Here is a 25,160-nt window from a genome sequence, read left to right as displayed (position 1 = left end):
CTCCCCGGCGGGGAAACGCCGGGCAATCCGGCTGAGATGAGAGACCGAGCTGGATGGCCGATCCGATCCACCAATTTGAGATCCACAAGATCTTCACCCTGGGCCATATCGGCAACCAGGAAATCGCCTTCACCAATTCCTCGGCCTACATGTTCGGCGCCGTCGCCGTCGTGTCGATCCTGATGCTCGGCGGCAGCGCCGGCCGTCACCTGATCCCGACCCGTTTCCAATCGATGGCGGAGCTGTCCTACGAGTTCGTCGCCAACACGCTGAAAAGCAGTATCGGCGAAGAAGGCATGCGGTTCTTCCCGCTCGTGTTCTCGCTCTTCATGTTCATCCTCACGGCGAACATGATCGGCATCATCCCCTATACCTTCACCACCACCAGCCACCTGATCGTTACGGTCGCGCTGGCGCTGCTGGTGTTCCTCACGGTGTTCCTCTATGGCCTCTACAAGAACGGCCTGAAGTTCTTCAAGCTCTTCGTCCCCCACGGCATTCCGATCTACATCCTGCCGCTGATCATGGTGATCGAAGTCATCTCCTTCCTCTCCCGTCCGGTTTCGCATTCGGTGCGTCTGTTCGCCAACATGCTGGCCGGCCACATCACCCTGAAGGTGTTCGCGGGCTTCGTGACCTCGCTCAGCGCGCTCGGTGCCGTCGGCGCCGCCGGCGCCCTGCTGCCGCTGGCCATGACCACGGCGCTGACCGGCCTCGAACTGCTCGTTGCCTTCCTGCAGGCCTATGTCTTCACGATCCTGACCTGCATTTATCTCAACGACGCCCTTCACCCCGGCCACTAAGGCCGGGCGCGAAACCCACCCTCAACCGACTTTCTCAAATCTACCTATCCAAGAAGGAGTTCTACCATGGATCCAGTTGCAGCTAAGTACATCGGTGCCGGTATCGCTTGCCTCGGCATGGGCGGCGCAGGCATCGGCGTCGGCATGATCTTCTCGCAGTTCCTGAACGGCGCGCTGCGCAATCCGTCGGCCTCGCAGGGCCAGTTCGCTAACCTGATCTTCGGCTTCGCCGTGACCGAAGCGCTCGGCATCTTCTCGCTGCTGATCGCTCTGCTGCTGCTGTTCGCCGTCTAAGCTGACACCTGATCTGGCTGCGCGCTCTCCAATCCCGGAGACGCGTAGTCGATCGAAAAGGAGACTGCTGTGGCGCAAGGTCAGAGCACATCCCATACCCAGGCCGATGGTGGGCACAAGGCTTCGTTCCCGCCCTTCGAGAGCAGCACCTTCGCTTCGCAGCTGGTGTCGCTCGCGATCGCTTTCGGTCTGCTCTATCTGATCGTCTCGCGTCTGGCGCTGCCGCGCGTTGGCGGCATTCTCGCCGCCCGCAAGCAGGTTCTCGACACCGACCTGGCCGAAGCTGCCAAGCTAAAGGCCGATTCCGACGCCGCCCTGAAGTCTTACGAAACCGAACTCGCCAATGCCCGCGCCAAGGCGCAGGCGATGGCCAGCGAAGTGCGTGAGAAGCTCAATGCGGAACAGGATGCGGCCAAGGCCAAGCTCGAAGAGAGCCTGAATGCCAAGCTCGCATCGGCAGAACAGACCATCGCATCGACCCGCGCGACGGCGATGAGCAATGTCCGCGGCATCGCTTCGGATACGGCATCCGCCATCGTCGAACGTCTCACCGGCATCACGCCGGATGCTGGCGCCGTCAACGCCGCGCTCGACGCGTCGCTGAAAGGATAAACGATGTTCGGTTTGGAAGCTGAATTCTGGGTTGCCGTAGCGTTCTTTCTGCTGCTCGCGCTGTTCGGTTATATGGGCGTTCACCGCACCATCCTGACCGCGCTCGATCATCGCCGCGACCGCATCAAGCAGGAGCTCGACGACGCCCGTCGCCTGCGCGACGAGGCCGCCGCTCTGCTCGCGGACTACAAGAAGCGCCATGCTTCTGCTGAACGCGAGGCGCAGGACATCATCACCTCCGCCAAGGAAGACGCCGAACGTATTGCGGCCGAAGCCAAGGTGAAGATGGAAGATTTCGTCGCCCGTCGTACCAAGGCCGCGGAGAGCAAGATCGCGATGGCGGAAGCCCAGGCTCTCGCCGACGTCCGCGCCGCTGCTGCCGAAGCTGCGGTGACCGCTGCGACGCAAGTGCTGTCGCAGTCGGTGAAGGGTAACGTTGCCGACAACCTGATCGAAAAAGGCATCGGCGAAGTCCGCGCGAAGCTGAACTAAGCAAGACGCATGCAAAACAAAAAGCCGGCGCGAGATGATCGCGCCGGCTTTTTTGTCAGCCCCTCATGGTGAGGAGCGCGCCCTTGTGCGCGCCTCGAACCATGAGATGTCGGAGCTCCGAGCGTGCGGCCATCCTTCGGGACGCTGCTACGCGGCTCCTCGAGATGAGGGACTGAAGCTCACCGCCGCTTGCGCGACGCCGGCTGCGGCTTCAGCGCCTGCGGATCGAAGCCGATATAGAACACATACGAGTCATTCGCCGCTGCGCTTGGCGCTGGGTAGCTGAAGTCCTCGCCCACCAGGCTGTATTCCACATTGGTCAACCCGCCCATCGACACCGCCGTTGTGAACACCTTGGTGGCGATCGGCTTCGGATTGACACCCTCCTGCACCACCGCCACGCGCAGCGGCACTTCCACCGTCTCCGGCGCACCGGCCGGCCCAACGATAACGCGTCCCTGGATGCCGATCTTGACTGACACCTGACCGTTGGTGAGATCGCACGACCTCGCGGTGCGGGTAATGGTCGCCTGATAAGCCAGATCGTTGCCCACGGCCGGCTTGCCCTGCGCACCCACCGCATAGGTTGCCGCGCCCGGACGAATGCTGACCATCGGACAGGTCAGTTCGCTATCGGCGCCACCCGACGTCGTCGCCTGGGTCGCCTGCGGACCACCCACCTCGCTGGATTTGCCGGAAAACAGCTGGGTGAACCGGTCGCCGAAGGATGGGCTGCTGCTACCGCCCGATGCGTCGCTGCCGAACATGCTGCCGCCACCGCAATTGGCGAGAAACACGCTCGAAACGGTGACGAAAAGCACGTTTTTCAGCACGCGAAAATCACGCGCGGGCTTGCGTCCGAATTGTGGCATGATGAGAATATCCCCGGATCGTCAGATAGTTAGCGCCGCCTCACCCCCAAGGCCATGCGCGGGCGTTATAGCAGGCGACTTGCGGCAAACCAAAGGCCGTTGAGGCCGCAGGGCGGCACCCCTGCGCAATTCGTGCGGCAATCACCCCCGGAAATCCTCGTGCAGCATCCCGAACAGCAGGTGATCCTGCCAGACCCCGTTGATGCATAGATACCGCCGCGCCAGTCCCTCGCGCGTGAAACCGCATTTTTCCAGCACCCGCACCGACGGCGTATTGGTGGGAATGCAAGCCGCTTCAATGCGATGCAGGCCGAGTTCGCCGAACAAGGTCGGCAGCAGGACCCGCAGCGCCGTGGTCATCATGCCCTGCCCGGTGAATTGCTGGCCGACCCAGTAGCCGATCGTCCCCGCCTGCACGATGCCGCGCCGGACGTTGGCGAGCGTGATGCCGCCGACCAGCGTGTCGTCGGATTCGCGAAACACCAGAAAGGGATAGGCGCGATCGGCCGAGATATCCTCGGCATAGCGCCGCAGCCGTCGGCGAAAGCCCGAGCGGGTGAGATCGTCGGACGGCCAGATCGGCTCCCATGGCGTGAGATAGGCCCGGCTGCGCTCGCGCAGATCGGCCCACTGTGAAAAGTCCGACATCACGGGCGCGCGCAACGACAACCCATAGCCGCGCGGCGCAAGCGCGGCCGGCGCACTCATGGGAAGTCGAAACAGAGCCATAGGATCAGTCTCCGACGCAGCAGAACGAGACAGCATCAATGCAAAAGCGTCTTGTCCCGCACGCCGGTCAATCCTTCCGCAAAAGCCACCGCCGTGTCCAGCCCCCGGCCGCCGCCGAGCGCGGCCACCGCCGGCCGGCTGCGCGTGAGCAGGCTGCGCGCCGCGTCGCGGGCGGATTCGACGCTGACCTCGTCGATACGCTTGATGAGCTCTTCCGCCGTCAGCGGGCGGCCGTAAGCGAGCATATGGCGTGCGAGCTGTTCGGCGCGGGAGCTACAGCTTTCCAGCGCCATCAGGAGGCCCGCTTTCATCTGGGCCTTGGCGCGGGCGATCTCGGCTTCCGTCAGCGTCTCCACGGATTCACGGACGACATCGACGATTACTTCCATCATCTCCGGCGCGTCATTCGGATCGGTGCCCGTATAGATGCCGAAGAAACCGGTGTCGCTATAGGGCGCGTGGAAGGAATAGATCGAATAGCAGAGGCCGCGCTTCTCGCGAACTTCCTGAAACAGGCGTGAGGACATGCCGCCACCCAGCACATTGGTGAACACCTGAAGGCTGAACAGCTCCGGATGAGCCTGCGGCAAGCCTTCCAGCGCCAGGGTGAGATGCGCCTGCTCGAGATCGCGATGCACGACCTTGGAGCCGCCCTTGCCAAAAGACGCCGCCTGCGGCTTCGGCCCGGCCGAGCCTGCGAAGCTGGCGAAGTGCTTATGCGCCTGCTCAACGACCTGACGATGATTCACTGCGCCCGCCGCTGCGATCACCATATCCGGCCCGCGATAATGCATGGTCAGATAGGACTGCAGCATGTCGCGATCGAAGCCCTTCAGCGTCTTGGCGGTGCCAAGCAGCGAACGCCCCATCGGTTGGTCGGGATAGCAGAGCTCGTTGAGATGCTCGAACACGACATCGTCCGGCGTATCCTGCGCCGCGCCGATCTCCTGCACGATGACGCTCTTCTCGCGCTCGAGTTCTTCGGGTTCGAAGGTGGGATTAGCCAGGATGTCGCTGAGCACTTCGAGGCCGAGCGGCACATCGGCCTTCAGCACGCGCGCGTAATAGGCCGTGGTCTCGGTCGAGGTCGCGGCATTGAGATCGCCGCCGACCGCCTCGATTTCCTCGACGATCTGGCGGGACGAACGCGTCTTGGTGCCCTTGAAGGCCATATGTTCGAGCAGATGCGAGATACCGTGCTCGTTCGCCTTCTCGTCACGCCCGCCGACACCGGCCCAGACGCCGAGCGCTGCGGTTTCGAGATGCGGCATGGAGTCGGTGACGACGGTGAGACCCGACGGTAGCTTGGTGACTTCGACGGCCATCAGGCAGCTCCCTGCTTCGCGGCACGGCTGACAGACAGCACGAACTGCTCGATCTCGCTCTGATCGTTCTTCACGACCTTGATCGCTTCCGACCTTGTCATCAGGTCGCCGAGATAAGCCGGCAAATCCGGACGCTTGCCGCAGGCAGCTTCCACAGCATCGGGGAATTTCGCCGCATGCGCGGTGGACAGCACGATATTCGGCACATGCAGCTCGGTGGTGTCGCGATCGGCAACGGCCAACGCCACGGCGGTATGCGGGTCGATCAGATCGCCGCTCTCGCGCCAGGCCGTGCGAATGGTCGCAGCGGTCTCGTCCTCATCGGCACGGCCGGATTCGAAATCGGCCCGAATCGCGGTGAGCAGTTTCTCCGGCAACACGAAGCGGCCGGACTGCTTGAGCGAATCCATCAGCCCCCGTACCAGCGCGGAATCGCGGCCAGACGCCTCGAACAGCAGGCGTTCAAAATTCGACGAGACCTGGATATCCATGGACGGCGACGACGAAGCGTGAACCTCACGCACCTCATAGATGCCGGTCTTCAGCGTGCGGTCGAGGATGTCGTTGACGTTCGCGGCAATGCGCAGCTTGCGCACCGGCAAGCCCATGCGCTTGGCGACGTAACCTGCAAAGATATCGCCGAAATTACCGGTCGGTACGGTGAAATCGACGGCGCGACCGGGCGCGCCGACGGCAACCGCCGAAGTGAAGTAATAGACAACCTGTGCGACGATCCGCGCCCAGTTGATCGAATTGACGCCCGAGAGCGAGACGGCATCGCGGAATTTGTGATTGTTGAACAGGCCCTTCACGATGGCCTGGCAGTCATCGAAATGACCTTCCACCGCGAGCGCGTGGACATTCGAGGCGCCGGTCGTGGTCATCATCCGGCGCTGCACGTCGGAAATACGGCCGTTCGGGAACAGCACGATCAGATCGACATTGTCGCGCCCGGCAAAGGCGTCGACGGCGGCGCCGCCGGTGTCGCCCGAGGTGGCGACGACAATGGTGGTGCGCTGGTTACGCGTCGCCAGCACATGATCCATCAGTCGCGCGATGAGCTGCATCGCCACGTCCTTGAACGCCAGCGTGGGCCCATGGAACAGCTCAAGCACGAACTGGTTCGGCGCGCGCTGGTCGAGCGGCACCACTGCGGGATGGCGGAAGGTGGCATAGGCTTCATTGGCCATCCGACCGAGATCCTCGTCGGAAATCTCGCCAGCCACGAAGGGACGGATCACCTCCACAGCGACTTCCCAATAGGGCCGGCCGAACAGCGACGCGATGGTGCCTTCGGAGAGTTGCGGCCAGACCTCGGGAATGTAGAGACCGCCGTCCCGGGCAAGGCCGGTCAGCATGACATCACAGAAGCCGAGTTTCGGGGCCTCACCCCGCGTCGAGATATAGGTCGTCAAGGCGTCCTCCAAAGGCGCGGGCAGCCCCGCCAAGCCTTTGATCTGAAAGAGGTTAACACGTCAGTCGGATGGAAACGAAGGCGCACCATAAGCTTTTTGGGCGAATGGGGAAACCGGCATTCAGAGGCCGTTTAGCCTCGTTTCTGCCCCCGCGTCCACACGCCAAACGCAATCACCACGGCCGCAGCCAGGCTGAACCAGGTGATGGCGTATTGCATGTGGTCGTCCTTCAGGCGGACGACCAGCGAACCGGGCTTGGGGATACCGTTCGCCGGCATCGGGGTTTCCAGGTCGACATAGAACGGCGCGACATCGCCCCAGCCGAGGGCTGTGGCCATGGCGCGCTGGTCGCGGTTGAACCAGAGACGCTTGGCGACGTCGTCATGCGGGGTCAGCGTGCCCGCCGCTTCGGGGTAACGGAGATAGCCGGTCATAGTCACCGGAGCGCCGGTGAGCAGAGTTTTGACCACGCGATCCTGCTGCGCGCGATCCTGCATCGTGTTCTGCACGAAGCCCGCATTGATGACGACTGTCGCGCCATTCGGGAGAGCTGCCGGCAGGAACACCCAGGTGACCGCGCCGGGGACGTCCGGACGAACGCCGGAGCCCGAGCTGTAGACCATGGCGTCGGGCAGCGGCTTGTAGGTAGCGGTAAAGATGACGCGGCGGAATTCGTCGGCCGCGGCGTTCATCCCGCTCCAGCGATCGGGCGATGCCAGAGCGACCGGCGCCTCCGCGAGGCGCGCATCGAGGGCCGCGATCAGAGCGTGCTTCTCGGTGCGGCGCTGTAGCTGCCAGAAACCGAGACCGAGCAATGTGGCAACGATGATCAGGGTCGCGATGCCGAAGCCGGTGATGCCGCGCCGGCGCGCGGTGACGTCATTCATTTGGGGTTGCGCGCGATCAACTGGCCTTCGGAGGCCTTATGATGGAATTGCAGGGCGATCAGCAGCGACTTCATCGACCGCAACGGCAACAGTGTGGTCGCCAGAATGAGCGGCAGCCATAGGGCGGCGTGGACCCAGAAAGGCGGCTGGTACTTCACTTCGACGATCAGCGCCGCGCCGACAACGATGGCACCGGCAATCATAATGATAAAGATCGCCGGCCCGTCGCCGGTGTCGATGAAGGCGTAGTCGAGCCCGCAGCGCCCGCAATTCGGGCGCAGGGTGATGAAGCCACCATAGAGCTTACCCTCGCCGCAGCGCGGACACTTGCAGGCGAGGCCGCGAGTGACAGTTTGGGTGAGGCTGACTGGTGAGGCTTGTTCTTGCATGGGACATTCAATGCGGATGGTGCTCGGCCTACTTGGTTCGAGACGCCCGCTTCGCGGGCTCCTCACCCAGACTGAACGCAATTGCGTTCAGTCGAGAGGGTCTTCTACAGCGCCACACTCAGCCCTCATCCTGAGGAGCGGCCGCCTTCGGCCGCGTGTCCCAGCGAATGGCGCAGCCATTCGCAAGAGATGGTCCAAGACTGTTTGGGCGATCATAGCCCCTTTACCCGTCAACAGAAGAGGAAAGAGAAAGGGCGGCCTTACGGCCGCCCTTTCTAGCATCAGCGTCCGATCAATGCGCGGCGGCGCCGGCGACCACGCCGCCATAACCCCAGACATAGATCGTGACGAACAGAAACAGCCAGACCACGTCCACGAAATGCCAGTACCAAGCAGCGAATTCGAAGCCGAGATGCTGCTTCGGCGTGAAGTGGCCGGCATAGACGCGGAACAGGCAGACGATCAGGAAGATGGTGCCAACCAGAACATGGAAACCGTGGAAGCCGGTGGCCATGAAGAAGGTCGCGCCATAGACATGGCCCTTAAAGGCAAAAGCAGCGTGGCTGTATTCGTAAGCCTGCACGAAGGAAAACAGGATACCGAGCGCAATGGTCAGCATCAGACCATATTTCAGACCCTTGCGATCGCCTTCCAGCAGCGCGTGATGAGCCCAGGTGACCGTGGTGCCCGAGGTCAGCAGGATCAGCGTGTTGAACAGCGGAAGGTGCCAGGGGTCGAAGGTCTGGATGTCCTTCGGCGGCCACACGCCACCGAACAGCACTTCGCGGGTGGCGTGCACCGGATCGGCCGGAAACAGCGCAGCGTTGAAATAAGCCCAGAACCAGGCGACGAAGAACATCACCTCCGAGGCGATGAACAGAATCATGCCGTAACGGTGGTGCAGCTGCACCACGCGGGTATGATCGCCGCGCTGGGCCTCCTTCACCACATCGGTCCACCAAGCGGCAAAAGTGTAGAGCACGCCGATAGTGCCGACACCGAAGACGAGCGGTGCAGCGGCATACATCTTGTGCATCCAGCTGACCGCGCCGACCGCCATGATGAAAGCAAACAGCGAGCCGACCGCCGGCCACGGCGAGGGATCGACGAGATGATAATCGTGATGCTTGGCGTGCGCGGTGCCCGCCTCTGCCGTCGCCATGTGTCTCTCTCCGTCAGTTGCGCCAGTTGATGCCGGCGCGTGTTATTTCAAACCTTATAACGCAAAAGCTCAGAGATTGCCCTTGCGGACTCCCGTCTCCGTTGCCGCGACCGGCTTCGGCGCGGGATCGCGCTGGGGATAGAACGTATAGGACAATGTGATCGAGTTCAGCCCGTCATTCTCGCTGTCGGCCGCGAGCTTCGGATCGACATAGAACACGACCGGCATTTCGCGCTTCTCACCCGGCCCGAGCGTCTGATCGGTGAAGCAGAAGCAGTTGATCTTCTGGAAGTATGCCCCCACCGTGAGCGGCGCCACGTTATAGGCGGCCTGGGCATAGGTGGTGCGGGCGGACTGATTGGTCACGGTGTAGAAGACGGTGACCACCTCACCGATGCGGACCTCGATCTCGCTCTGCTCGGGGACGAATTTCCATGGCAGGCCCGGCGCGACATTGGCATCGAAGCGGACGGCGATCTTGCGGCCAATCGGGCCGGAGGCAGGCGCACCGGCCGCCACCATGGTGGTGCCGTTGAAGCCGGTGACGCGACAGAACCAGTTGTAGAACGGCACCGCCGCATAGGACGCGCCGACCATGAAGGCAACCACGAGACCGCAAACCGATGCCACGACCGCATCACGCCCGAGGCGTGACTTAGAAGCTGGCTGATAGGACTGCGGTTCGGTCATATCACCTCACTTACAGCGGCCGGACGAGGACGGCCGGCCCTTTGACCATAGTGACGGCGAAGAACAGCACCACGAGAATGCCGAGCGCCCAGGCGATCGCGATAGAGCGCTCGCGCTGACGCTTCTTCTGCGCATCGGTGAGGACGATGCCGTCCGGCTCTTGAGGCTTGCGGTCGTTGTCCATCGGATCATGCGCCCTCTACCAGACCAGCGGCAGGATGGCCTTCACGACCACCTCAAGCAACAGGATCGCAAACAAAGCGAAGAGATACAGAATCGAGAACGCGAACAGCTGGCGCGTGGCCTTGGTGGCCGGCTTGCCTTCACGAAGGCGATAGACCTGCACGGCCAGAAACATCATGCCGGCGCCAAGGATCAGCGACGCAACGCCGTAGACCGCGGAGAAGTAGCCAAGCGGCCACGGCGCAACAGCCGTCGCCACCAGCACGACCGTGTAGAGCAGGATCTGCAGACGGGTCGCATCGGGACCGGCGACCACCGGCAGCATCGGCACGCCGGCGCGGGCGTAGTCGTCGTTGCGGAATAGCGCGAGCGCCCAGAAATGCGGCGGGGTCCAGAAGAAGATGATCAGGAACAGCAGGATCGGCTCCATGGAGAGCGATCCCGATGCCGCAGCCCAGGCGACCACAGGCGGCAACGCCCCTGCGGCGCCGCCGATGACGATGTTCTGCGCCGTCCAGCGCTTCAGGCCGATGGTGTATATGACGACATAGAAGAAGATGGTGAAAGCGAGTAGCGCGCCGGCCAGCCAGTTCACCAGAATGCCCAGCGTCATCACCGAGAAGAACGCCAGCACGATGCCGAAGGTGAGCGCTTCCGGACGGGTGATGCGGCCGCGCGGGATCGGGCGGTTGGCGGTGCGCGTCATCAGCGCATCGATATCGCCCTCGTACCACATGTTCAGCGCGCCGGAGGCGCCGCCGCCGATGGCGATGCAGAGGATCGAGGTGATGGCCAGCACCGGATGGTGATCGCCTGGAGCGAGGAAGTAACCGACCATCGCCGTGAACACGACCAGCGACATGACCCGCGGCTTCAGCAGCGCGAGATAATCCCGCACGCCCGCTTCGGAAATGCGGGGGGCGGAGAGGTCGATGGCGTTTTGGTCGAGGACGGACAAGATCGGTCTCACTTGGTCACAGCCTCCGCAGATACCGTCGGAGGCAATCTGTCATGCGGCGGACTATTGTGCGCCGCAGCACACTTACTTGATACGCGGCAACACTTCAAACTGATGGAAGGGCGGCGGCGAGGTCAGGGTCCATTCCAGCGTGGTGGCGCCGACGCCCCACGGGTTGTTCGCGGCCTTTTCCTTGCGGACGAAAGCATCGATCACGCCATAGATGAAGATCAGCACGGCGAAACCCGAGATATAGGAACCGATCGACGACACCAGGTTCCAGCCGGCAAAGGCATCGGGGTAGTCGATATAGCGGCGCGGCATGCCAGACAGGCCGAGGAAGTGCTGCGGGAAGAACACCAGGTTGACGCCGATGAAGGTGACCCAGAAATGCGCCTTGGCGATGGTTTCCGAATACATGTAGCCGAACATCTTCGGGAACCAGTAGTACCAGCCGGCGAAAATGGCGAACACGGCGCCGAGCGACAGCACGTAGTGGAAGTGCGCCACCACGTAATAGGTATCCTGCAGCACGCGGTCGACGCCGGCATTGGCGAGCACCACGCCGGTCACGCCGCCGAGAGTGAACAGGAAGATAAAGCCGGTGGCCCAGACCATCGGCGCCTTGAACTCGATGGAACCGCCCCACATGGTCGCGATCCAAGAGAAAATCTTCACGCCCGTCGGCACCGCGATGACCATGGTGGCGGCCACGAAGTAGGCCTGCGTCGCAGACGACATGCCCACGGTGTACATGTGATGCGCCCAGACGACGAAGCCGATGCCGCCGATGGCGACCATCGCATAGGCCATGCCGAGATAGCCGAACACCGGCTTCTTTGAGAAGGTGGAGATGATCTGCGAGATCATGCCGAAACCGGGCAGGATCAGGATGTACACTTCGGGGTGACCGAAGAACCAGAACAGATGCTGGAACAGCACGGGATCGCCGCCGCCTTCGGCCGCGAAGAACGTCGTGCCGAAATTGCGATCCGTCAACAGCATGGTGATGGCGCCTGCCAGAACCGGCAGCGAGAGCAGCAGCAGGAACACGGTGACCAGGATCGACCACACGAACAGCGGCATCTTGTGCAGGGTCATGCCCGGGGCGCGCATGTTGAAGATGGTGGTGATGAAGTTGATGGCGCCGAGGATCGACGATGCACCGGCGATGTGCAGCGCCAGGATCGCGAAGTCGACGGCCGGGCCGGGATGGCCCGAGGTCGAGAGCGGCGCATACATGGTCCAGCCGGCGCCGACGCCGTTGGCGCCGGGCTCGCCCTCCACGAAGGTGGAGATGATGAGCAGCGCGAAAGCCGCCGGCAGCAGCCAGAACGACACATTGTTCATGCGCGGAAATGCCATGTCCGGCGCGCCGATCATCAGCGGCACCATCCAGTTGCCGAAACCGCCGATCATGGCAGGCATGACCATGAAGAAGATCATGATCAGACCATGCGAGGTGACGAAGACATTGTAGGTGTGCGCCTCGTGGAAGATCTGCACGCCTGGATACATCAGCTCGATGCGAATCAGGATCGACATCAGGCCACCGATGACACCGGCCACGATCGCGAAGATAAGGTACATCGTGCCGATGTCCTTATGGTTCGTCGAATAGACGTAACGACGCCACCCGGTCGGATGCGCATGCGCATGATCGTCGTGAGCGTGATCGTTGTGAGCCGGTGTTGCCGCGGTCGTTGCCATTTTCAAATCCTGCTTCGTCGTCTTGGCAGTCTTTTCGGACCTCGCGGTCCCCTCGCCCAATTCCTCAAATCAGATCGGCGCGGAGCCTTGCAGCTCCGCGGGCCTCACTGCGCCTGCGTGGTTGCCGCCGAAGCAAACGTGCTCGACGGGTTGCTGGCGAACTTCTTCTTGGCCTGCTCGACCCAAGCGGTGAATTCCTGATCGGTAACCACGCGGATCGCGATCGGCATGAAGGCATGATCCTTGCCGCACAGTTCCGAGCACTGGCCGTAGAACATGCCGGTCTTGGTCGCCTTGAACCAAGTCTCGTTCAGACGACCCGGGATCGCATCGATCTTGATGCCGAAGGATGGCACAGCGAAGGAGTGGATCACGTCCGCCGCCGTGGTCTGCACGCGGACCACCTTGTTCACCGGCACCACCACCTCGTTATCGACTGCAAGGAGGCGCGGCTGCTTGTCGGCGGCCATCAGCGAGTCGAATTCGAACGGACCATTGTCCGGATAGGAGTAAGTCCAGAACCACTGCTTGCCGGTGGCCTTGATGGTCAGATCGGCCTTCGGAATATCGAGCTGCAGAAACAGCAACCGGAACGACGGCACCGCGACCGCAACCAGAATCAGCACCGGGATGATCGTCCACGCCACTTCGATCAGCGTGTTGTGGGTCGTCTTCGACGGAACCGGATTGGCTTTGGCGTTGAACTTCACCACCACGATGACGAGCAGCGCCAGCACGAACAGCGTGATGCCGGTGATCAGCCAGAGCATGAAATTGTGAAACCAGGTGATGTTTTCCATCACCGGCGTTGCCGCTTCCTGAAGCTTGTATTCCCAGGGTGCGGGCTGACCCATCACCTGAGCAAAGGCAGCGCCGCTAACAGCGAGACCGGCCCCAACAACCGCTAACCCCAGCAACCGGTGGCCAAACAGGCCCCTCAGCATCCTCATGCCGCGTGCGCTCCCATGTAAAATCTTACGCATCTCGGTATTGCCCGAGTATGCGGTCCGACTCCCCTTCCGAACAAACGGACAAATTGACCAAGGCATTCGCCTGGCGCAATCGACCGGAGGGCATCTGGGCCCGCTCGTTAGAATGCGTCGAAATCCAGCCTCTCAAACCATAATTCTTGACCTGTCGCAATGCAGGAGTGCGGTAACCGGGAATGCATTCGACCGAATTGCACGAAGGTCGTATTTCCCGCATCACATCAATGACAAATGTCAGTCGCCATCGATGGCGCTTGACACCGGCGGCGCCCGCTTTAGGCACGAAATATGCGATGATCAGGCAACTGATTCGCCACAATCGGCGCGCAAGCAGCTGTTGTGGCCGCCTTCAAGGCGCCGTCATTGCAGTATCATTCCGCGCTCTGGAATTCTTCAGCGTTCACAGTGCTGCCAAACCCATTGCAGAGACCACTGATCATGACCGCGACCACGAACCACGCCCAAACCACCTACGCCCAAGGATCGATCCGGATGAGGCTTTCGACATCGCAGCAGCAGCCGGCCTCCAGTTGGCGCCGCCTCACGCTCGGTTTTCTGACATTTGCAGCCTTGCTGGCGCTACCCGCGGCCGCCAGCGCCCAGGGCGCTGTCAAATCGACCCATGGTGACTGGCAGATTCGCTGCGATACCCCGCCCGGCGCCCAGGCCGAACAATGCGCCCTGATCCAGAGTGTGGTGGCCGAAGACCGCTCCAATGCCGGCCTCACGGTGATCGTGCTGAAGACCGCCGACCAGAAGAGCAAGCTGATGCGCGTGGTCGCGCCGCTCGGCGTGCTGCTGCCGTCCGGTCTCGGTCTCAAGCTCGACAATCAGGATGTCGGCCGCGCCGGCTTCGTGCGCTGCTTGCCCAACGGCTGTGTTGCGGAAGTTGTGATGGACGACAAGCTACTCGGCCAGTTGCGCACCGCCAAGACCGCAACCTTCATCATCTTCGAGACGCCGGAAGAGGGCATTGGCTTCCCGCTCAGCCTGAACGGTCTTGGCGAAGGCTACGACAAGCTCCCGTAGGCCCTTAAGCCAACACATTAGCCGGAACGACGCCCCCGGTAATAGTCGAGCAATCGCCGGGCGTCGTCAGACGTCCAGTCGGCCTCTCCGGCAAGATAGCCTTCGACCTGCCCCGTCGTTCCGATCAGGTATGTGATCGGCATTGCGTAGAGGCTGAACGGCGTATCCGGACCGGCAACCTCGCCGGCGCGCGCGACCAGTCCACCGGGATCGGTGCCGACGTCGAGGTGTCTCAGCTTCAACTTGCGCACGAACAAAGCCACATCCGCGCGATCGGTGGCAATCGCGATCACCTGCAGATTGGCTGATCTCTCGATCTCCTGCAGCCGATCAAGAATCGGCAGCTCGATCTTGCAGGCCGCACACCATGTCGCCCAGAAATTGACCAGCACGAGCTTTCCTGGAAACGCAGTCAGATGGATCGACTTGCCGTCCAGGCGTGGCACCGCAACGGACGGAATCGGCCGCGCCCCTCGGATGATGGTGAACTGATGCCGGGCAGTGCCAAAAGGCGGCGGGCCATCGGGTCGCGCAACTGCATCAGTCCGCCCCGCAACCGATGCGGCCGCGCTGGCCAGCGCCCCTTTGAGCAGCGCACGTCGCGAGATCGGCGAGCGAACAACACTCCGTCCGCGGTGATGTGATGTCACGGTCCATCCTCCGATAGGCATAAAAGGGATGGCCAGGGTGTCGCTCAGGATCGGATATAGGACCAACCGGCTTCTTGTAACTCGATGATCCGTCCAGGGCCACTCGGGACCAACTGGACATTGTCGATAAACGAAATCGGATGGCCCTCGCCTCGCTCCATACCGAGCTTGGTCGCTTCGCAAACAACAAAACGAATGTCCGGGGTGAGACCCTGAACAACTTTCAACAGCTCCTTCACCGGCGACGTATCCACTCTGAACATGTGAATGCCGGCATTGTAGGCGACGATTTCAATCGAGAAATCCTGCTTCGTTTCCCGGTAGTGTTTCGGCAGGTTCAGCGACGTCGAAATCACCGCGCGCATGACGGTCGGGTCGTCGGTGTTGATCTGCAAGACGAGACGATGTGCTTTGGTTGGCGCAGGTTTCGCTTCTGACTCTCGCGGCTTGGAAACGGCGTCCCCCGCATCCGTCAAAGCCAGCGTGACGAACAACGGCACCGCAAATGCCAGAGCAAACATCACCGCAGCCCAAACCTTGCGACTGTAATTCGGCATCGACACCATCACCTGCACCCGAAGATACTGAAACGCCCTGCCTCTCCAACGGCCATTCGTGGACAACCGGGAGAGCAATCGGGATTTATGACCTGAGGATCGTGCTGCGCTTGGCGTAAGCCACGATCACGCTCAGGACGAGCAGCACGATTGCCGGAATCGCCGAGCCGCCAATGACAAATAGATGCGTAAAAACCGCACCGATCATGATGCAGCACAAGAGGACAGCACCAAACACGACTGTTGACGGGATGATGATCAGGGCTGCTCCGGCGACTTCCAGACCGCCGGTCAGATAGCGGAACCATTGTCCAAGGCCGATATGCTCGAACTCCGCGACGAGCATCGGCACGCCGTAGATCTTGGCTGCGCCTGCAGCCACGAAGACGAGAGCGAGCAAGGTCCTGGCGGTCCAGAGACCGATGGAACTCCAGCGCCGCGGCGCTGACGAAATGACGGACAGCGATGACATGGCAACTCCGAAATTGATCGAACGATTTCGGCAGCGCGGCCGGTTGCAAGGTCTGAGTCAGATCCGCGATGCGCTTTCGAAAGGCAAATTTCGGCCGTAAGATGAAAAAGACAAGTAGAATGCTTTTTCTGGGATAGTATGAAAAACATGACTAATTGGAAAACAGACGATACTCAGCTCCCCGAATGTCAGCAGGGCCGGGCGATAGAAGATTTCCATCGGGCGTTGGGGATGATTACCGGCAAGTGGAAGGGTGAGATTCTCTGGCAACTCGTTCAGCGCAAGCATCGTTTTGGCGAACTGCTCCGAGCGATTCCCGGCGTCACCCAGCACATGCTGACGACACAGTTGCGTGACCTCGAGGCGAACGGACTCGTCAAACGCACGGCGTATCCCGAGATTCCTCCGAGAGTGGAGTACGAAATCACGGAAGCGGCGAGAGCGCTAAGGCCGGTCTATGACGAGCTGTTCCGATGGTCTCAGGCCCATTTCTCCACGCTGCGTGCCCTATCCACGACCTTGCCCGACTCGGACGAGCGCACACCCCCTGGGGCTCACCCTTAATCCGCCGGCCGTGCATCTCACTCCCCCGGCACCAGCCCGATCGCGTGACGACGCTTGGATTTCGACGCCGCGCGCAGCCGTCGGCGCGAGAGATACAGGATGAAGCCGGTGACGGTGAACAGCGGCATCAGCGCAGCCGCGACCATGAACAGGATACGGCCGACCAATCCGAATGCCGCGCCGGTGTGGATCTGTAAAACCCTCTGCAGGATGCTGTCGCCGACCGACTTGTCGGCATAGCGCTCGGCGGCAACGACACGGCCGGTGGCGCCATCGATGCGGAAATCGTCGCGGGCGACATCGTGCGGCGCATCCTTCGCCAGCGACCGCAGGCGCACGGGGCCTGGCCCGTTCGGCACTTGCAGATAGACATTGGCGTACTGGTTGCCTTGGTCAGCGAGGAAAGTGGCCCAGGCACGATCCAGCAACGGCGCAGCCGCGCTCTCGGCTGCATCACCGGCCTTTGCACCACCCTTGGCCTTCGCAGGCGCCTTGGCAACGGCGGGGGGCTTGCTTGACAGCAGCCACATGGCGCTGGCGCGGTACCAGTCGAACGACCACCATAGGCCTGTGAGGATCACGATCACGTAGATCGGAAACACCCAGGTGCCCACGACGCTGTGCAGCGACCAGTGAAAGGCGCGGCCGGACATCGCCAAATTCGGCTTCAACCACATCTTGATGCTGCGCACACGGCGCGGCCAGCGCAGCACCATGCCGGAGATCAGCAACACCAGCAGGCCGATGGCCGAAACGCCGGTGATCAGGCGGCCGTAGCCGTTGCCATTGCCGGGCAGCAGCAGGAAGCGGTGCAGGTTGCGCAGCGTGGCGAAAAAGCCCTCGCCGCTCACCGACGCGACGATCCGGCCATCATAGGGATCGACAAAAACGGAGGAGCGCTCGCCGTTCTCATTGCGCGCAAAGCGCACGCGCACCGTGGTGCCGGGCTCGCTGGACAGCATCATCAACTGCACCTTGCCGGCGCCGGGCTGGCCTTGCAGCCGCGCGACGATCCCGTCCGGCGTCAGCACGGGCGCCGATCGCAGCTCAACCCTGGTGACATCGCGATTGAGCACGGCCACGATCTCGTCCTCGAAAGACAACATCGCGCCGGTCAAGCCCATCACAGCGAGCACCAGCGCAATTGTGAGGCCGATGAGAGAGTGGGCCTGCAGGACGGCGGATTTGAAGGGGGAGGCCATAGGGCGGCGAGATACGGAGCTGGAGGACGAACTGCGTCGGGTCTCAGCGCCCGCTGCGGCATCGGGCCCACGCTTACCGTACCGCCACAACGCGAACCACAGCCGCAGTTTGTAATCTCTCCAAACTGGAACCGGAGCGCTGTCCGCCTGCCTCTCCCAATTTGTAACCCGGTACCTATCTTCCTATGCGAACCCATGTATCGTTTGAGATTACGCCAATGTAAGGCGACCCGACCTCGGGTTACCGTTACAAGGTGAAACCGCCTTCCGGTGCAGCAATGCCCCGCCGTATTGGAGCCTGCATGATCAGCCTCGTGACCACTTCCCTGCTCGACCGCGCCAATCTCGACCGCGACGACGTCCGCCGCGAATTGCTGCGGGGGCTGCAGGGAGCCGACGATGGCGAGCTGTTTCTCGAATACAGCCAGAGCGAGGCACTCGGTTTCGATAACGGCCGGCTGAAGCAGGCGACCTATGACACCGCGCAAGGTTTTGGCCTTCGCGCGGTGAAGGACGACGCGGTCGGCTATGCGCATTCCTCGGATGTTTCGATAGCGGCGCTGGTTCGTGCGGCCGACGCGGTCAATGCGGTGCGCGGCGGCTATCACGGCACCTTCGCCGCGGCGCCTTCCCACACCAATGTGAAGCTCTACAACGACGACAATCCGCTCGATGCGCCGGGCTTCGAAACCAAGGTGAAGCTGCTCGCCGAGATCGACGCCTATGTGCGCGACAAGGACCCGCGCGTGCGCCAGGTCTCCGTCTCGCTCGGTGCGTCATGGCAAGTGGTGGAGATTATTCGTCCGGACGGCGAAAGCTATCGCGACATCCGCCCGCTGGTGCGGGTGAACATCACCGTGGTCGCCGGTCAGGGCGACCGGCAGGAAAGTGGCAGCAAGGGCTATGGCGGCCGTGAGGGCTATGCCCGCTTCATCGAAAGCGCGAACTGGCGCGCGGCGGCGGACGGCGCGCTGCGCGAGGCGCTGGTCAATCTCGAATCCATCCCTGCCCCCGCGGGCGAAATGGACGTGGTGCTCGGGCCCGGCTGGCCCGGCGTGATGCTGCATGAGGCCGTCGGCCACGGGCTCGAAGGCGACTTCAACCGCAAGAAGACCTCGGCCTTTGCCGGCCTGCTCGGTCAGCAAGTCGCTGCCAAGGGCGTCACCGTCGTGGACGACGGCACCATCTCGTCGCGCCGCGGCTCGCTCTCCATCGACGACGAGGGCACGCCGACAAACCGCACCGTGCTGATCGAGGACGGCATCCTCGTCGGCTATATGCAGGATCGCCAGAACGCGCGCCTGATGGGCATGAAGCCCACCGGCAACGGCCGCCGGCAGGGTTATGCCCATGTGCCGATGCCACGCATGACCAACACCTACATGCTGGCCGGCCAGCGCGATCCTGCGGAGATTCTGGCGTCGGTGAAGAACGGTATCTATGCCGTGAACTTCGGCGGCGGTCAGGTCGACATCACCTCCGGCAAGTATGTTTTCCAATGCACCGAGGCCTATAAGATCGAGAACGGCAAGATCGGCGCACCGCTGAAGGGTGCGATGATGATCGGCAACGGCCCCACCGACCTGCACCGCATCAGCATGATCGGCAACGACCTCGCCCTTGATGACGGCATCGGCACGTGCGGCAAGCACGGCCAGGGCGTGCCGGTGGGGGTCGGCCAGCCGACGCTGCGCATGGACAAGGTGACGATCGGAGGAACGGGCTCGTGAGCACCGAAACGGAGACGCAGGCAGCAACGCTGCCTTCGACGGCCAAACGCTGGGGCAGCCAGCTCGCGCAGGTCGCCGCCATTGTCGGCATCGTGTTCCTCGGCAAGGGCGCGCTGGCCGAGCCGTTCTATGTCCCATCCGCATCGATGGAACCAACGCTGCTGATCGGCGATGCGCTTCTGGCGACGAAATTTCCCTACGGCTATTCCACCGCTTCACTGCCGATCCATGTCGCCTTTCCCGAGACCGGCCGCGTGTTCGCCTCGACGCCGAAGCGTGGCGATGTCGTGGTGTTTCGCTGGCCCGGCGATCGTTCACAGGTCTGGGTCAAGCGCGTGATCGGCCTGCCCGGCGATCATGTGGAGCTGCGCGGCGGCCAGGTGTGGATCAACGGCAAGGCTGCGGCAGTCCGGCCCGACGGCATCGGCGCTGCCGAAGATGACAGCGGTGGCTCCGAGCCGGCGCAGCGCTATGTGGAGACGCTGCCCGGCGGCGTCGCGCATCCGATCTTCAAGCTGCGGAGCAATGGCCGGCTCGACAACACGCCCGACGTCACCGTGCCGCCCGGCCATCTGTTCGTGATGGGTGACAATCGCGACAACTCCGCCGACAGCCGTGTACCGGTCAATCAGGGCGGGGTCGGCCTGCTGCCGATGGACAATCTCGTCGGTCGCGTCGATGCCATCGTCGGCTCGTGGGACCTCGGTGTGCGCAGCCAGCCGATGACGAGCTGGTGGTCCGGCCTCCGCTTCGCGCGGTTCTTCACCGGCGTGCATTGAACGCAATGACCTTCGACGATGTCCGTGCAATCGCGCTGACATGGCCCGAGGTCGCGGATGGCACATCCTACGGCACCCCTGCGCTTAAGGTGCGGAAAAAGCTGCTCGCGCGCCTGAAGGAAGACGGTGAGACGCTGGTGATGCCCGGCGTGCCCCCCGAGGAGCGCGAGATGCTGGTCGCTCGCCAGCCAAAAGTCTTTTCTTTCACCGACCACTATCGCGACTATCCGATCGTATTGATCAGCCTTTCCAAAGCCACGCACGCGCACGTCGAACCGCTGTTGCGGCGACAGTGGCTGGCGCTGGCCTCGAAGACGGCACGCAAAGCCTGCGATACAGGCGATCAGAAATAAGCGATGGCGCGACCGCAGATCGCGACACTGAGCCAGATCGTCAGAGACGCCAATGCACCTTGCCGCGCACCGGCAGGCATCGGCACTAGCGGCGGCAACCCCGCGACTTTCGGCATGATGGTCCGCTCGACCCAGAGGACGTTGAGCAAACCGAGGACAATCAGCCCGACCTTGATCTGAAATACACGATTGAGCACGACATGGCTGGCTTCGGCGGTGAATAGCACGAGGCCGGTGACGATCAGGCCAACAAAGGCAGCGACCGCGAGCTGCCGCGCTTTGCGCAGCAACGGGCCCGGTGCTGTCGCTGACAGTCCGCCTGCGAGACGGGTATCCATCACCGCAATGGCGCCGGCGAAGCACAGCAGCGCGACGATGTGGCCGACATTGGCGACCATATAGAGCCAGCGCGACTGCCAGATCATGGCGCCTACGGCCGAGGCCTCGATCGCTACGAACAATGCGGGAGCGGCTTCCGTCATCGGACGACGCCGCTAACGGAGTTCGTAGGTCTTGCCGTCAACCGTGATGCGCTCGGCGCGCATCTCATCCTTCTCGACCGTGGATGGATAGCCATAGGCGGACGCCGTCTTGCCAACGGCGACCACATCAGCCGAAGCGCCTCGCGATGTCATGCGGGAGGTCGGCGCCAACGTCACGGTCCAGGACTTGTCGCTGCCCTTGATGACGACGGTGGCATGCGGGTTTTCAAACTTCAGGCTTTCGATGGGGCCGGTCACCGTGACCGGCTTCGCGGCGTCGTAACTGCCCCAGCCGTGATGGGCGACGGCTGCAGCCGTGGTGAGAGCAATCAGGAACATGCCGCCAATCGCAGTGCGAAGAATACGCGTCATCTGTCAGCTCCATTGCTGGCGAGTGTCGTTTGGCTTCACCTGACAACGCCCGAGACGAAACCCGGTTTACGCCGTGGCGGCTTAATGTCGTTTTTCAGGAAACAGCGTGCACTCTTGCCGGCATAGCCGGGCCGCGCAAACGTCCAGGCGCGACATTTGTTGTCGCCCTCGCAGGCATCGCGGCAGACATCGCCGCGCTCGGCCTTGTCGTCGTTCTTCACCTCGAAGGAGCGATAGTCGCCGCCATAGCGATCGGTCGAGATTTCAACCGGCCCGCTCCGCGGCTCGATCACGCCGGCACCACGTACGCCTGAGACACAGCAATAGCTCTGGATGCGCGGAGGCACCTTGTCCTTGAGCCAGCACACGGCATTTTCCGAATTGTCACTGGGATAGTTGAAGCTCCAGGCCCGGCACTTCCTGTCGCGCTCGCAGATCAGCGCACATTCGGCCGGATCGCCTGACAGCGACACCGAGCGTTGATAGTCGTTGCCTGGCCGGTCGAAATTGGTTTGCGCCTGCACGGGCGCGGATGCCGCCAGCACCAGCATGGCAAGCGCGACCAGACATGCTCCGAACAGGCGGCTCCTCAACATGCAATCGGGTTTCCAGCTGGCTGCAAGACGGGATCGACGAACCGGCATTGGAACGCTTGCCACCTGTACGCCCGATGAACGAATTGACAGAAATCGCCCATCCAACTCACAAGCGCTTGAGCTAGAAGCAATATTCCTTGTAGACCGGCGTCACCGAGCCACCCCAGGCACCATTGAACTTGGCGAGCATTTCCTCAGCCGGTGTTTTGCCGCTGTCGACGATGCGATCAAGCGACATAAGGTGACGCGTTTCGTCGCGGCCGTTGGCATCGAGCTTCGCGCGGCGACGCAGGCCACCATGAGCGATGGCCAGACACTCCTTCGCGATTTCGAACAGATAGCGATCCTTGATCCGCGCCTTGAAGCCAAAGCGCGGCACGTCGTCGCGCAAGGCCTGACGTTCGGATGCGGTCCAGTGCTTGGCGATATCCCATGCCGCGTCGAGCGCGGCGTCGTCGTACAGCAGCCCAACCCAGAACGCGGACAGCGCCGGCAGACGGTCCGACGTCACGCCGTCGGCGCCGCGCATCTCCAGATAACGTTTGAGACGGACTTCCGGGAAGATGGTGGAGAGATGATTGGCCCAGTCCGACAGCGTCGGCCGCTCGCCAGGCATCTTGTCGTTCTTGCCTTCGAAGAAAGCGCGGAACGAGGAGCCGGAGACATCGATGTAACAGTCGCCGCGCTTCACGAAATACATCGGCACGTCGAGGGCGTAGTCGACCCAGCGTTCGAAGCCCATGCCGGATTCGAACGTCCAGGGCAGCATGCCGGAACGGGCGTTGTCGGTGTCACGCCAGATCTCGGAGCGGAACGACAGGAAGCCGTTCGGCTTGCCTTCGGTAAAAGGTGAATTGGCGAACAGTGCGGTCGCCACCGGCTGAAGCGCCAACGAAACGCGCAGCTTCTTTACCATGTCAGCTTCAGAGGAGAAATCGAGATTGGTCTGGACCGTACAGGTCCGGTACATCATGTCGAGACCATAGCTGCCAACCTTCGGCATGTAGCTGGTCATGATCTTGTAGCGGCCCTTCGGCATCACCGGGATCTGTGCCCGCGACCATGACGGCGTGAGACCGAGCCCGAGGAAGCCAATCCCGAGCGGCGTCGCGATTTCACGCACCTGCGCCAGATGCGCCATCAGCTCGGCCTGTGTCTGATGCACGGTCTCCAGCGGCGCGCCGGAGAGCTCGAACTGCCCACCGGGCTCCAGCGATATGGCGCCACCACCGGTGACGTCATAGAGGCCGATGATGTTCGCTCCCTCCATGATCGGCTCCCAGCCGAGCAGGTGCTTCATACCATCCAGCAGCGCGCCAATGCCGCGCGGGCCTTCATAGGGCACGGGATTGTGGCCATCGAGCGTAAACGGCGTCTTCTCATGTTCCGTACCGATGCGGAATTCCGACGCTGGCTTCACGCCCGCTTCCAGCCACGCCACGAGTTCGTCGCGCGACTGCAGCGGCGTCATATCGAGTTGGTCACGCGCCATGAGAAGTCCAGTCGAAAGGCGCTGCAATATGGTGCGCGCAGTGTCGGGAACGCCGGCCGCCCGATCGGGACACCAACGCAGAGGGAATTTGAAACGTCATCGCGCCGGAGCGGCGTCTTTGGCGACCGGCGCAGAAACGGCCGGTGTGTCATGGCATGCGCAACCGAGCCGGTCCAGCAGGCCACACAGCTTTGCTGCATCTGCGTCGGTGAGCTTGGAGCCGACATGCTTCTCAATGGCCACCGCATAGGCGCTGCCCATCTTCTTGTGCATCTCACGCCCCGCCGGAGTGATCTCTACGAACAACCCCCGCTTGTCCATCTTGCATTCGCGCCTGATCGCAAGCCCCTCATCGACCAGCCGGTCGATCAGCCGCGAGGTCGAATATTGCGGTATCAACATCTGCTTTTCGAGCTCGACCGGACGCAGCTCGCCATTCGGCGAGCGCGACAGCTCCATCAGGGCATCATACCAGGCGAGCGGCGGAAAACCGGCCCGCTTCAGATCCTGCTCGACGCCGTCCAGCACACGACTCTGCACCCGCATCAGGCGGATCCAGGCGGCGGCGGCCTCGGTGGAAGGTTTACGTTTCATCATACAGTCCAAATGGCGGCCTATCCTAGCCACTCGATGCATCTGCATCAATCTTGACTATTCCATGCCGATGCATTTAGTCACGCCCCGGCGTTACCCCAACGTCCTTAAGGAGAAATTTCGATGAAGCTGTATTATTCGCCCGGCGCCTGCTCGCTGTCGCCGCATATCGCACTTCTCGAAGCCGGCCTGCCCTACGACCTGGTCAAGGTCGATCTGCGGGCCAAGAAGCTGGAGAACGGCGACGATTTCCTCGCCGTCAATCCGAAAGGTCAGGTCCCGGCGCTGGGCCTCGACAGCGGCGAGCTTGTCACCGAGGGGCCGGTAATCGTGCAATACATCGCCGACCGTGCCGCCGAAAAGAACCTCGCACCTGCCCATGGCAGCGATGAGCGCCGCAAGCTGCAGGAGCTTCTCACCTTCATCAATGGCGAAGTGCACAAGAATTTCTCGCCGCTATTCCAGCCGGTCTTCAGCGATGAGACGAAAGAGTTTTTCCGTACCCGCCTGACCGCCAAGTTCAAATATCTCGACGGCCTGCTGACCGGTAACGGCTACCTGCTCGGCAACAACTTCAGCGTGGCCGATGGCTATCTCTTCACCATGCTGCGCTGGGCCGACGCCCACAAACTCGATCTCTCCATGTTCAAGAACCTGATGGCCTATAAGGACCGTGTCGCCGCGCGCCCGAAGGTGCAGGAGGCGTTGGCGAAGGAAGGCCTGATGAAGGCCGCGTAAAACGGCTCCGCCAAGCGATTTTTGAAAGGGTCGGCAATCA

General features: G+C 62.2%; 31 protein-coding genes. 10 read left to right on the top strand and 21 right to left on the bottom strand.

Annotation, left to right across the window (positions count from 1 at the left end; all coding sequences use genetic code 11):
- Positions 1–53 precede the first annotated feature (53 nt).
- The 4 genes from E0H22_RS03485 (at position 54) to E0H22_RS03470 (ending at position 2,201) form a co-directional block, all read left to right on the top strand.
- Positions 54–803 (top strand): F0F1 ATP synthase subunit A, encoded by a 750-nt coding sequence (locus E0H22_RS03485; RefSeq protein WP_233024354.1) that lies wholly within the window; start codon positions 54–56, stop codon positions 801–803.
- Positions 804–869: 66 nt separating this feature from the next.
- Positions 870–1,097: a F0F1 ATP synthase subunit C gene (locus E0H22_RS03480; protein WP_006022884.1), complete on the top strand. Its 228-nt coding sequence runs from the start codon at positions 870–872 to the stop codon at positions 1,095–1,097.
- Between the two features lie 69 nt (positions 1,098–1,166).
- Positions 1,167–1,709 carry a F0F1 ATP synthase subunit B family protein gene (locus tag E0H22_RS03475; RefSeq protein ID WP_233024353.1) on the top strand — a complete coding sequence of 181 codons (543 nt, stop codon included), beginning with the start codon at positions 1,167–1,169 and terminating at the stop codon, positions 1,707–1,709.
- A 3-nt stretch (positions 1,710–1,712) separates the two neighbouring features.
- Positions 1,713–2,201 carry a F0F1 ATP synthase subunit B family protein gene (locus E0H22_RS03470; protein ID WP_233024352.1) on the top strand — a complete coding sequence of 163 codons (489 nt, stop codon included), beginning with the start codon at positions 1,713–1,715 and terminating at the stop codon, positions 2,199–2,201.
- 179 nt (positions 2,202–2,380) lie between these two features.
- On the opposite strand, the gene E0H22_RS03465 is transcribed toward E0H22_RS03470, so the two are convergent.
- From E0H22_RS03465 to coxB, 12 genes are all read right to left on the bottom strand, one after another.
- Complete coding sequence (locus E0H22_RS03465; RefSeq protein WP_233024351.1) at positions 2,381–3,073, bottom strand: hypothetical protein; 693 nt, start codon at positions 3,071–3,073, stop codon at positions 2,381–2,383.
- 141 nt (positions 3,074–3,214) lie between these two features.
- The gene (locus E0H22_RS03460) at positions 3,215–3,802 is read right to left on the bottom strand and encodes a GNAT family N-acetyltransferase (protein WP_233024350.1); all 588 of its coding nucleotides are present in this window, start codon (positions 3,800–3,802) and stop codon (positions 3,215–3,217) included.
- Between the two features lie 35 nt (positions 3,803–3,837).
- Positions 3,838–5,127, bottom strand: coding sequence for a M16 family metallopeptidase (locus E0H22_RS03455; protein WP_233024349.1), 1,290 nt, complete (start codon positions 5,125–5,127; stop codon positions 3,838–3,840).
- Complete coding sequence (gene thrC, locus E0H22_RS03450) at positions 5,127–6,542, bottom strand: threonine synthase (protein ID WP_233024348.1); 1,416 nt, start codon at positions 6,540–6,542, stop codon at positions 5,127–5,129. The genes E0H22_RS03455 and thrC overlap by 1 nt, the downstream gene beginning before the upstream one ends.
- Before the next feature lie 131 nt (positions 6,543–6,673).
- Positions 6,674–7,429, bottom strand: a complete 756-nt coding sequence (locus E0H22_RS03445; protein WP_233024347.1) for an SURF1 family protein — start codon at positions 7,427–7,429, stop codon at positions 6,674–6,676.
- Positions 7,426–7,818 carry a DUF983 domain-containing protein gene (locus tag E0H22_RS03440; RefSeq protein ID WP_233024346.1) on the bottom strand — a complete coding sequence of 131 codons (393 nt, stop codon included), beginning with the start codon at positions 7,816–7,818 and terminating at the stop codon, positions 7,426–7,428. Before E0H22_RS03440 ends, E0H22_RS03445 begins: the two co-directional genes overlap by 4 nt.
- A 292-nt stretch (positions 7,819–8,110) precedes the next feature.
- Complete coding sequence (locus E0H22_RS03435; protein ID WP_233024345.1) at positions 8,111–8,980, bottom strand: cytochrome c oxidase subunit 3; 870 nt, start codon at positions 8,978–8,980, stop codon at positions 8,111–8,113.
- A gap of 69 nt (positions 8,981–9,049) precedes the next feature.
- Positions 9,050–9,670, bottom strand: a complete 621-nt coding sequence (locus E0H22_RS03430; protein WP_233024344.1) for a cytochrome c oxidase assembly protein — start codon at positions 9,668–9,670, stop codon at positions 9,050–9,052.
- Positions 9,671–9,680: 10 nt separating this feature from the next.
- Entirely contained in the window at positions 9,681–9,854 is a 174-nt protein-coding gene (locus tag E0H22_RS03425; protein WP_233024343.1) for a CoxF protein, read from the bottom strand.
- A 15-nt stretch (positions 9,855–9,869) separates the two neighbouring features.
- Positions 9,870–10,811, bottom strand: a complete 942-nt coding sequence (locus E0H22_RS03420; RefSeq protein ID WP_233024342.1) for a heme o synthase — start codon at positions 10,809–10,811, stop codon at positions 9,870–9,872.
- 84 nt (positions 10,812–10,895) lie between these two features.
- A complete protein-coding gene (gene ctaD, locus E0H22_RS03415; protein WP_233024341.1) occupies positions 10,896–12,521 on the bottom strand; it encodes a cytochrome c oxidase subunit I in 1,626 nt (541 codons plus the stop codon).
- 104 nt (positions 12,522–12,625) lie between these two features.
- A complete protein-coding gene (gene coxB / locus E0H22_RS03410; RefSeq protein ID WP_233024340.1) occupies positions 12,626–13,471 on the bottom strand; it encodes a cytochrome c oxidase subunit II in 846 nt (281 codons plus the stop codon).
- A 531-nt stretch (positions 13,472–14,002) separates the two neighbouring features.
- Here coxB and E0H22_RS03405 point away from each other — a divergent pair.
- Positions 14,003–14,539, top strand: coding sequence for an invasion associated locus B family protein (locus E0H22_RS03405; protein WP_430715258.1), 537 nt, complete (start codon positions 14,003–14,005; stop codon positions 14,537–14,539).
- 17 nt (positions 14,540–14,556) lie between these two features.
- Here E0H22_RS03405 and E0H22_RS03400 read toward each other — a convergent pair whose 3' ends face one another.
- The 3 genes from E0H22_RS03400 to E0H22_RS03390 form a co-directional block, all read right to left on the bottom strand.
- Positions 14,557–15,189 (bottom strand): TlpA family protein disulfide reductase, encoded by a 633-nt coding sequence (locus E0H22_RS03400; protein ID WP_233024338.1) that lies wholly within the window; start codon positions 15,187–15,189, stop codon positions 14,557–14,559.
- Positions 15,190–15,233: 44 nt separating this feature from the next.
- Positions 15,234–15,755 (bottom strand): DsrE family protein, encoded by a 522-nt coding sequence (locus E0H22_RS03395; protein WP_233024337.1) that lies wholly within the window; start codon positions 15,753–15,755, stop codon positions 15,234–15,236.
- Positions 15,756–15,831: 76 nt separating this feature from the next.
- Entirely contained in the window at positions 15,832–16,218 is a 387-nt protein-coding gene (locus tag E0H22_RS03390) for a DoxX family protein (RefSeq protein WP_233024336.1), read from the bottom strand.
- A 147-nt stretch (positions 16,219–16,365) separates the two neighbouring features.
- Between E0H22_RS03390 and E0H22_RS03385 the strand changes: the two genes are divergently transcribed.
- Positions 16,366–16,782 carry a winged helix-turn-helix transcriptional regulator gene (locus E0H22_RS03385; protein WP_233026119.1) on the top strand — a complete coding sequence of 139 codons (417 nt, stop codon included), beginning with the start codon at positions 16,366–16,368 and terminating at the stop codon, positions 16,780–16,782.
- Between the two features lie 17 nt (positions 16,783–16,799).
- On the opposite strand, the gene E0H22_RS03380 is transcribed toward E0H22_RS03385, so the two are convergent.
- A complete protein-coding gene (locus tag E0H22_RS03380; protein WP_233024335.1) occupies positions 16,800–17,984 on the bottom strand; it encodes a PepSY-associated TM helix domain-containing protein in 1,185 nt (394 codons plus the stop codon).
- Positions 17,985–18,286: 302 nt separating this feature from the next.
- Between E0H22_RS03380 and tldD the strand changes: the two genes are divergently transcribed.
- From tldD to E0H22_RS03365, 3 genes are read left to right on the top strand one after another with little or no spacing between them, the layout of a single operon-like run.
- Positions 18,287–19,714 carry a metalloprotease TldD gene (gene tldD / locus E0H22_RS03375; protein ID WP_233024334.1) on the top strand — a complete coding sequence of 476 codons (1,428 nt, stop codon included), beginning with the start codon at positions 18,287–18,289 and terminating at the stop codon, positions 19,712–19,714.
- Positions 19,711–20,493: a signal peptidase I gene (gene lepB, locus E0H22_RS03370; RefSeq protein ID WP_233024333.1), complete on the top strand. Its 783-nt coding sequence runs from the start codon at positions 19,711–19,713 to the stop codon at positions 20,491–20,493. The genes tldD and lepB overlap by 4 nt, the downstream gene beginning before the upstream one ends.
- A 5-nt stretch (positions 20,494–20,498) precedes the next feature.
- On the top strand, positions 20,499–20,846 hold the full coding sequence (locus E0H22_RS03365) for an MmcQ/YjbR family DNA-binding protein (RefSeq protein ID WP_233024332.1): 348 nt from the start codon (positions 20,499–20,501) through the stop codon (positions 20,844–20,846).
- Here E0H22_RS03365 and E0H22_RS03360 read toward each other — a convergent pair.
- The 5 genes from E0H22_RS03360 to E0H22_RS03340 form a co-directional block, all read right to left on the bottom strand.
- A complete protein-coding gene (locus E0H22_RS03360) occupies positions 20,837–21,328 on the bottom strand; it encodes a DUF6644 family protein (RefSeq protein ID WP_233024331.1) in 492 nt (163 codons plus the stop codon). The two genes, E0H22_RS03365 and E0H22_RS03360, sit on opposite strands and share 10 nt — an antisense overlap.
- 12 nt (positions 21,329–21,340) lie before the next feature.
- A complete protein-coding gene (locus E0H22_RS03355) occupies positions 21,341–21,700 on the bottom strand; it encodes a DUF6152 family protein (RefSeq protein WP_233024330.1) in 360 nt (119 codons plus the stop codon).
- A 35-nt stretch (positions 21,701–21,735) separates the two neighbouring features.
- On the bottom strand, positions 21,736–22,296 hold the full coding sequence (locus E0H22_RS03350) for a PAN domain-containing protein (RefSeq protein ID WP_430715209.1): 561 nt from the start codon (positions 22,294–22,296) through the stop codon (positions 21,736–21,738).
- Positions 22,297–22,417: 121 nt separating this feature from the next.
- A complete protein-coding gene (locus tag E0H22_RS03345; protein ID WP_233024329.1) occupies positions 22,418–23,788 on the bottom strand; it encodes a glutamate--cysteine ligase in 1,371 nt (456 codons plus the stop codon).
- A 96-nt stretch (positions 23,789–23,884) separates the two neighbouring features.
- A complete protein-coding gene (locus tag E0H22_RS03340) occupies positions 23,885–24,382 on the bottom strand; it encodes a MarR family winged helix-turn-helix transcriptional regulator (RefSeq protein ID WP_233026115.1) in 498 nt (165 codons plus the stop codon).
- Positions 24,383–24,505: 123 nt separating this feature from the next.
- On the opposite strand from E0H22_RS03340, the gene gstA reads away from it, so the two are divergent.
- On the top strand, positions 24,506–25,120 hold the full coding sequence (gene gstA, locus E0H22_RS03335) for a glutathione transferase GstA (protein ID WP_233024328.1): 615 nt from the start codon (positions 24,506–24,508) through the stop codon (positions 25,118–25,120).
- The last annotated feature ends 40 nt before the right edge of the window (positions 25,121–25,160 follow it).

It is taken from the genome of Rhodopseudomonas boonkerdii (assembly GCF_021184025.1).
GTDB classification, from domain to species: domain Bacteria; phylum Pseudomonadota; class Alphaproteobacteria; order Rhizobiales; family Xanthobacteraceae; genus Tardiphaga; species Tardiphaga boonkerdii.
The sequence above is the reverse complement of the archived record's forward strand: the minus strand, read 5'-3'. Positions and strand labels throughout refer to the sequence as shown.

Excerpts from the sequence above, each read along its gene's own strand:
- E0H22_RS03485 (WP_233024354.1), top strand. The coding sequence starts at position 54 with ATGGCCGATCCGATCCACCAATTTGAGATCCACAAGATCTTCACCCTG.
- E0H22_RS03480 (WP_006022884.1), top strand. The coding sequence starts at position 870 with ATGGATCCAGTTGCAGCTAAGTACATCGGTGCCGGTATCGCTTGCCTC.
- E0H22_RS03470 (WP_233024352.1), top strand. The coding sequence starts at position 1,713 with ATGTTCGGTTTGGAAGCTGAATTCTGGGTTGCCGTAGCGTTCTTTCTG.
- E0H22_RS03465 (WP_233024351.1), bottom strand. The coding sequence starts at position 3,073 with ATGCCACAATTCGGACGCAAGCCCGCGCGTGATTTTCGCGTGCTGAAA.
- E0H22_RS03460 (WP_233024350.1), bottom strand. The coding sequence starts at position 3,802 with ATGGCTCTGTTTCGACTTCCCATGAGTGCGCCGGCCGCGCTTGCGCCG.
- E0H22_RS03455 (WP_233024349.1), bottom strand. The coding sequence starts at position 5,127 with ATGGCCGTCGAAGTCACCAAGCTACCGTCGGGTCTCACCGTCGTCACC.
- E0H22_RS03445 (WP_233024347.1), bottom strand. The coding sequence starts at position 7,429 with ATGAATGACGTCACCGCGCGCCGGCGCGGCATCACCGGCTTCGGCATC.
- E0H22_RS03440 (WP_233024346.1), bottom strand. The coding sequence starts at position 7,818 with ATGCAAGAACAAGCCTCACCAGTCAGCCTCACCCAAACTGTCACTCGC.
- E0H22_RS03435 (WP_233024345.1), bottom strand. The coding sequence starts at position 8,980 with ATGGCGACGGCAGAGGCGGGCACCGCGCACGCCAAGCATCACGATTAT.
- E0H22_RS03430 (WP_233024344.1), bottom strand. The coding sequence starts at position 9,670 with ATGACCGAACCGCAGTCCTATCAGCCAGCTTCTAAGTCACGCCTCGGG.
- E0H22_RS03425 (WP_233024343.1), bottom strand. The coding sequence starts at position 9,854 with ATGGACAACGACCGCAAGCCTCAAGAGCCGGACGGCATCGTCCTCACC.
- ctaD (WP_233024341.1), bottom strand. The coding sequence starts at position 12,521 with ATGGCAACGACCGCGGCAACACCGGCTCACAACGATCACGCTCACGAC.
- coxB (WP_233024340.1), bottom strand. The coding sequence starts at position 13,471 with ATGAGGATGCTGAGGGGCCTGTTTGGCCACCGGTTGCTGGGGTTAGCG.
- E0H22_RS03405 (WP_430715258.1), top strand. The coding sequence starts at position 14,003 with ATGAGGCTTTCGACATCGCAGCAGCAGCCGGCCTCCAGTTGGCGCCGC.
- E0H22_RS03395 (WP_233024337.1), bottom strand. The coding sequence starts at position 15,755 with ATGGTGTCGATGCCGAATTACAGTCGCAAGGTTTGGGCTGCGGTGATG.
- E0H22_RS03390 (WP_233024336.1), bottom strand. The coding sequence starts at position 16,218 with ATGTCATCGCTGTCCGTCATTTCGTCAGCGCCGCGGCGCTGGAGTTCC.
- E0H22_RS03385 (WP_233026119.1), top strand. The coding sequence starts at position 16,366 with ATGACTAATTGGAAAACAGACGATACTCAGCTCCCCGAATGTCAGCAG.
- E0H22_RS03380 (WP_233024335.1), bottom strand. The coding sequence starts at position 17,984 with ATGGCCTCCCCCTTCAAATCCGCCGTCCTGCAGGCCCACTCTCTCATC.
- tldD (WP_233024334.1), top strand. The coding sequence starts at position 18,287 with ATGATCAGCCTCGTGACCACTTCCCTGCTCGACCGCGCCAATCTCGAC.
- E0H22_RS03365 (WP_233024332.1), top strand. The coding sequence starts at position 20,499 with ATGACCTTCGACGATGTCCGTGCAATCGCGCTGACATGGCCCGAGGTC.
- E0H22_RS03360 (WP_233024331.1), bottom strand. The coding sequence starts at position 21,328 with ATGACGGAAGCCGCTCCCGCATTGTTCGTAGCGATCGAGGCCTCGGCC.
- E0H22_RS03355 (WP_233024330.1), bottom strand. The coding sequence starts at position 21,700 with ATGACGCGTATTCTTCGCACTGCGATTGGCGGCATGTTCCTGATTGCT.
- E0H22_RS03350 (WP_430715209.1), bottom strand. The coding sequence starts at position 22,296 with ATGTTGAGGAGCCGCCTGTTCGGAGCATGTCTGGTCGCGCTTGCCATG.
- E0H22_RS03345 (WP_233024329.1), bottom strand. The coding sequence starts at position 23,788 with ATGGCGCGTGACCAACTCGATATGACGCCGCTGCAGTCGCGCGACGAA.
- E0H22_RS03340 (WP_233026115.1), bottom strand. The coding sequence starts at position 24,382 with ATGAAACGTAAACCTTCCACCGAGGCCGCCGCCGCCTGGATCCGCCTG.
- gstA (WP_233024328.1), top strand. The coding sequence starts at position 24,506 with ATGAAGCTGTATTATTCGCCCGGCGCCTGCTCGCTGTCGCCGCATATC.